The 4209-nt window shown below is 36.4% G+C and carries 2 protein-coding genes and 3 pseudogenes; 3 read left to right on the top strand and 2 right to left on the bottom strand.

Annotated features, from left to right (window positions below; all coding sequences use genetic code 11):
* Nucleotides 1–204 precede the first annotated feature (204 nt).
* Nucleotides 205–304: pseudogene (locus HE1_RS08225) on the bottom strand (IS5/IS1182 family transposase); the annotation flags it as partial.
* A 251-nt stretch (nucleotides 305–555) separates the two neighbouring features.
* On the opposite strand from HE1_RS08225, the pseudogene HE1_RS03760 reads away from it, so the two are divergent.
* The 3 genes and pseudogenes from HE1_RS03760 to HE1_RS03750 all read left to right on the top strand — a co-directional run bounded on the left by HE1_RS03760 (nucleotide 556) and on the right by HE1_RS03750 (nucleotide 3598).
* Nucleotides 556–1532: pseudogene (locus tag HE1_RS03760) on the top strand (NAD-dependent epimerase/dehydratase family protein).
* Between the two features lie 2 nt (nucleotides 1533–1534).
* On the top strand, nucleotides 1535–2794 hold the full coding sequence (locus HE1_RS03755) for a nucleotide sugar dehydrogenase (RefSeq protein WP_006300256.1): 1260 nt from the start codon (nucleotides 1535–1537) through the stop codon (nucleotides 2792–2794).
* An 18-nt stretch (nucleotides 2795–2812) separates the two neighbouring features.
* Nucleotides 2813–3598 (top strand): diacylglycerol kinase catalytic domain-containing protein, encoded by a 786-nt coding sequence (locus HE1_RS03750; RefSeq protein ID WP_006300255.1) that lies wholly within the window; start codon nucleotides 2813–2815, stop codon nucleotides 3596–3598.
* Nucleotides 3599–4066: 468 nt separating this feature from the next.
* Here HE1_RS03750 and HE1_RS10355 read toward each other — a convergent pair.
* Nucleotides 4067–4209, bottom strand: a pseudogene (locus tag HE1_RS10355) (cation:dicarboxylase symporter family transporter); the annotation flags it as partial.

Raw genomic sequence — 4209 nt, 5'->3', positions numbered from 1 at the left:
AATAAGTGCGATACTTCAATATACCCCCTGCATCTAAACATTCTATTCCCCTTTGTCTTAAATCGTTGCTGTAGCTCTTTGTCATTTTCCTTTTATTTTAACAAAAAAATTACACCCAATTCAACCTAAATTAATATACACCTATGATATACTGCTCTTTTTTTAAAAGACAATCATTATATACTTATTTAGCAATGGGAATTAGTATAACACAGCCTTCAAAAACAGGCTGATTGTCTTTTGCTGTAACACCCACAGCCCCTGGTTTTCCAGGTAAAAGATCCTTGATCCTATCCCACTTCATCCCTCAACGCATAACGTCTTATTGAATAAAAAATATCTTTTGAATTTTCTATTAAATTCTCAAAAAACAACGAAAAAAATCAACTCAATTGAGGACGGGTCGTAATTTAAAAATCCATAAAGTATTTTTTAACTTTACAAGTGTTCTAAAATTAATAGAGTTCTATTGGTTAATTTTTTATTTTAGACGGATATCCCGCTGACTTTTTTTATGATATACTCCCAAAGCTATTTTTAAGAAAAAGGAGAGGTATGCAACAATTTTTTATTACCGGAGTTGCGGGATTTATTGGATTTCATACAACTTTAGCTTTATTAAAGCAAAAAAAAGACAGCATCGTTGTTGGAATAGACAACATGAATGCTTATTATGATGTAGAACTAAAAAAAAACGATTAGAGCATCTTACTAATTACCCTAATTTTATGTTTTACCAATATGATATCGCTTGCCAAGAGGATATGAAGCATTTAAACGCTCGTCACCCAGATGTTACGCATGTGCTTCATTTGGCTGCTCAAGCTGGGGTGCGACACGGATTAACGCACCCCATGGATTATGCAAAGACAAACCTTTTTGGATTTGTCAATATGATAGAAACCTGTCGTAATTGGAAAAAGCTAGAGCATTTTGTGTATGCTAGCAGCTCTTCTGTATACGGAGGAAACACACAGTATCCATTTTCCGTTCAAGATTCTGTGCGGCATCCATTGTCTTTATACGCTGCCACAAAACAAAGTAATGAACTTATCGCATATGCTTATCATCATGCCTTTCAACTTTCTTGCACAGCTTTGCGCTTTTTTACCGTATACGGTCCCTGGGGAAGACCGGATATGGCTATTTTTCTGTTTACGAAAGCATTGTTTGAAGACGAACCATTAACTTTGTTTAATGAAGGAAATATGTGGCGCAGCTTTACTTTTATTGATGACATTGTCGACAGTGTTACTCGTTTACTCACCTCACCATTGCCCTCTTGTCCTTTTTATCAACTTTTTAATTTGGGAAGCAGTAATATCCATAGCATTAAGGAAGTGTTAGAGATATTAGAGCGCCTTACACAAAAAAAAGCGCGCGTCCAGCAAGAACCTGCGCATATTATGGATGTTCCAAAAACTCACGCAGGATTAGATAACCAGGATTTGGTTTTTTCATCAAAAGTTTCATTAACAGAAGGATTAGAGCGTTTTGTTACATGGTATAAACAATTTTATTTAGGAGCGTAATTATGTTATTTCATCATCACCCTTCTATTGGTGTTATTGGTCTTGGGTATGTAGGGCTTCCTCTTGCAGTGGAACTTTCTTTTTTCTTTGATGTTGTGGGATTTGACATTTCTTCTTCTCGAATTCAAGAGTTGAAAGAGGGAACGGATAGAACTCGAGAGGTTTCTCCAGAGCGCTTACGCAAGTGTAATGCTCGATTTACTCAAGATTCTAAAGATCTTTCCTTACAGTCTCTTTATATTGTTACTGTTCCAACACCAATAACACCAGCTTTGGAACCAGATTTAAGCCTGCTTAAGCTTGCTTGCCAAACCCTTGGACCTATACTTCGTAGTGGAAACATCATAATCTTTGAAAGCACCGTATACCCTGGGGTTAGCCAGGATTTGTGTGGACAGTGGTTGGAAGAAAAAAGTGGGCTAAAGTGCGGAAAAGATTTCTTTTTGGGATATTCTCCTGAGCGTATTAATCCAGGAGATCATCAGCATAACTTATCTTCTGTCACAAAGGTTATCGCAGGACAAAATACTGAAGTGACTGATATTATGAAGCGGTTGTATGGAAGTATTAATGGAAATAATATTTTTGTAGCAAAAAGTATAAAGGTTGCTGAAGCAGCAAAGGTTTTAGAAAACACCCAAAGAGACATCAATATTGCGTGCATGAATGAAATGTCCCAAATATGTCAAGCAGCAGGTATATCTGTGTACGACGTTTTAGATGCAGCAGAAACAAAGTGGAATTTTTTACCTTTTCGCCCTGGTTTAGTAGGAGGGCATTGTATCGGCGTAGACCCTTACTATCTTTCTTTTTTTGCAAAACAACACAAAGTATCATCGAATGTAATTTTAGCAGGACGTCAAATAAATGAAGAAATGACCCATATGATGGTTAAAACAGTTAAACATCTTCCAAAGGGAAGTCGCGTTGCTGTTTTAGGACTAACGTTTAAAGAAGGTGTTCCAGATTTGCGTAACAGCAAAGCTATTCAAGTTGTTCAAGAACTTCAATCTCTTTATTCTCTTCAAGTATTTGATCCCTACGCTTTGCCCAGTGAAGTGGAAGATATTTTAGGTATTCCTCTTGAGTCTTGCTTTCAGCCTCCTTATGATGCGATTTTGCTTCTTGTTCCACATTCTTTGTACACTGAAATGCTTAGTTCTGAAGTAAAGTCATTGCTAACAGAAAATGGATATGTTTTTGATATAAAAGGAGTTTGGCGGCCATTTGCTTGGGAAAAAATCCAATATTGGACACTTTAACTTTACGGAAAAGATTCAGTGAACAACACCTATCATACTAAAAATGAGCTCTTGGATTATTCGCAAAGAATACATTTTTTTGCTCGTTCTGACTTAAGCGTTTCTTTGGAACGCTACATAAAAAGGTGGGGACAATGTCCTGTAGAGCGATGTAAAGTTATTGTCGTTCTTGGAGGGGATGGATTCATGTTGATGGCTTTGAATAAGTATTGGGAATTAGAAAAGCCTTTTTATGGATTGAAATTTGGAAGTGTAGGTAACCTTATGAATTTTGAAGCAGATATAGAAAGGCTAGAGATGTCTCTTCAAAAATCTATCTCTTTTTCTTATTTTCCACTTTTTGTCAAAATATTGGGGGAAAAGTCTCCTATATTATCCTTTTTTGCATTTAATGACGTGTGCTTATATCGTCGTCAATATCAAGCATTAAAAATTAAAATAAGTATTGATAACGTGATCGTAACCTCAATGGTCATGGGGGACGGTCTTTTATGTTCGTCTGTAATGGGAAAATCAGCGTACTATGCTTCTGCTGGCGGAATATCTTTTGATCTTCCGTACACTTTAGGGGTATGTGCCATCAACCCATTTTCTTTAACGCGTTGGAAGGGAAGGCTTCTTTTTCCTTATCAAACTGTGCGCGCAGAAATCCTTAATTCAGAAACGCGCCCATTCGTTTTTGGATGGGACGGACAAGACAAAGTGCTAGAACCTCAATATAAGACGATAGAAGTATGTACTTACGAAAAAAAAACTATAACACTTTTGAAGACAGAAAATCTAAAGTATGGCATTTTATGTTGATTAAAAATTTTATTTACATAATTAAGATCACATAAAAAAGTCCTATTGAGCAATTTTTAAATACGTTATTAATAGAACTATGAGTCGTTCCACGTATGTGCCTAGCTTAAAACCATTTTTTCTCAATGGAGTTGACTATGGCGTTTACGCCCTTTGACCTTTTTCCCCTATCAATTTCTTGTTACAGCTTTGTCCGTTGTTTCTGCACGTTGTAAGTCAATTGTCGAATTGGCATTTCGTCCATTGTTTATCCGGTTTTTTTCCACAAGATCCCTTATCATTTTCTTCCAAATTCCGCCTTGTCTTGCTTGTATGTACAAACCTGTACTCACTTTTCCATGGAGGCTATTCTTGCGGCAAAAAGTGCCACTGACAGCCCGTCTTTACAATTTTATTCATCCCATTGTGTGTCACTCAAATCTCTCGAATAGGGCATGTCATTTACCTCCTAACAATCTTCTTTCCCCCTTAAAAAGAAGTTTCGATCTTATCTGAAATTTTACTATCGATAACTTTTGTTATACAGGCGTCAGACCAAACGTTTAGAGAAGTCTCTATCATGTCTATGATACTGTAAAATGGTAAAATGAGCCCTAAAATCTCTATTGAAA

It is taken from the genome of Holospora elegans E1 (assembly GCF_000648275.1).
Lineage (GTDB): Bacteria > Pseudomonadota > Alphaproteobacteria > Holosporales > Holosporaceae > Holospora > Holospora undulata_A.
Note: the sequence above shows the minus strand (reverse complement) of the source record. Positions and strands in the feature narration are given on the sequence as shown.

Excerpts from the sequence above, each read along its gene's own strand:
- HE1_RS03755 (WP_006300256.1), top strand. The coding sequence starts at position 1,535 with ATGTTATTTCATCATCACCCTTCTATTGGTGTTATTGGTCTTGGGTAT.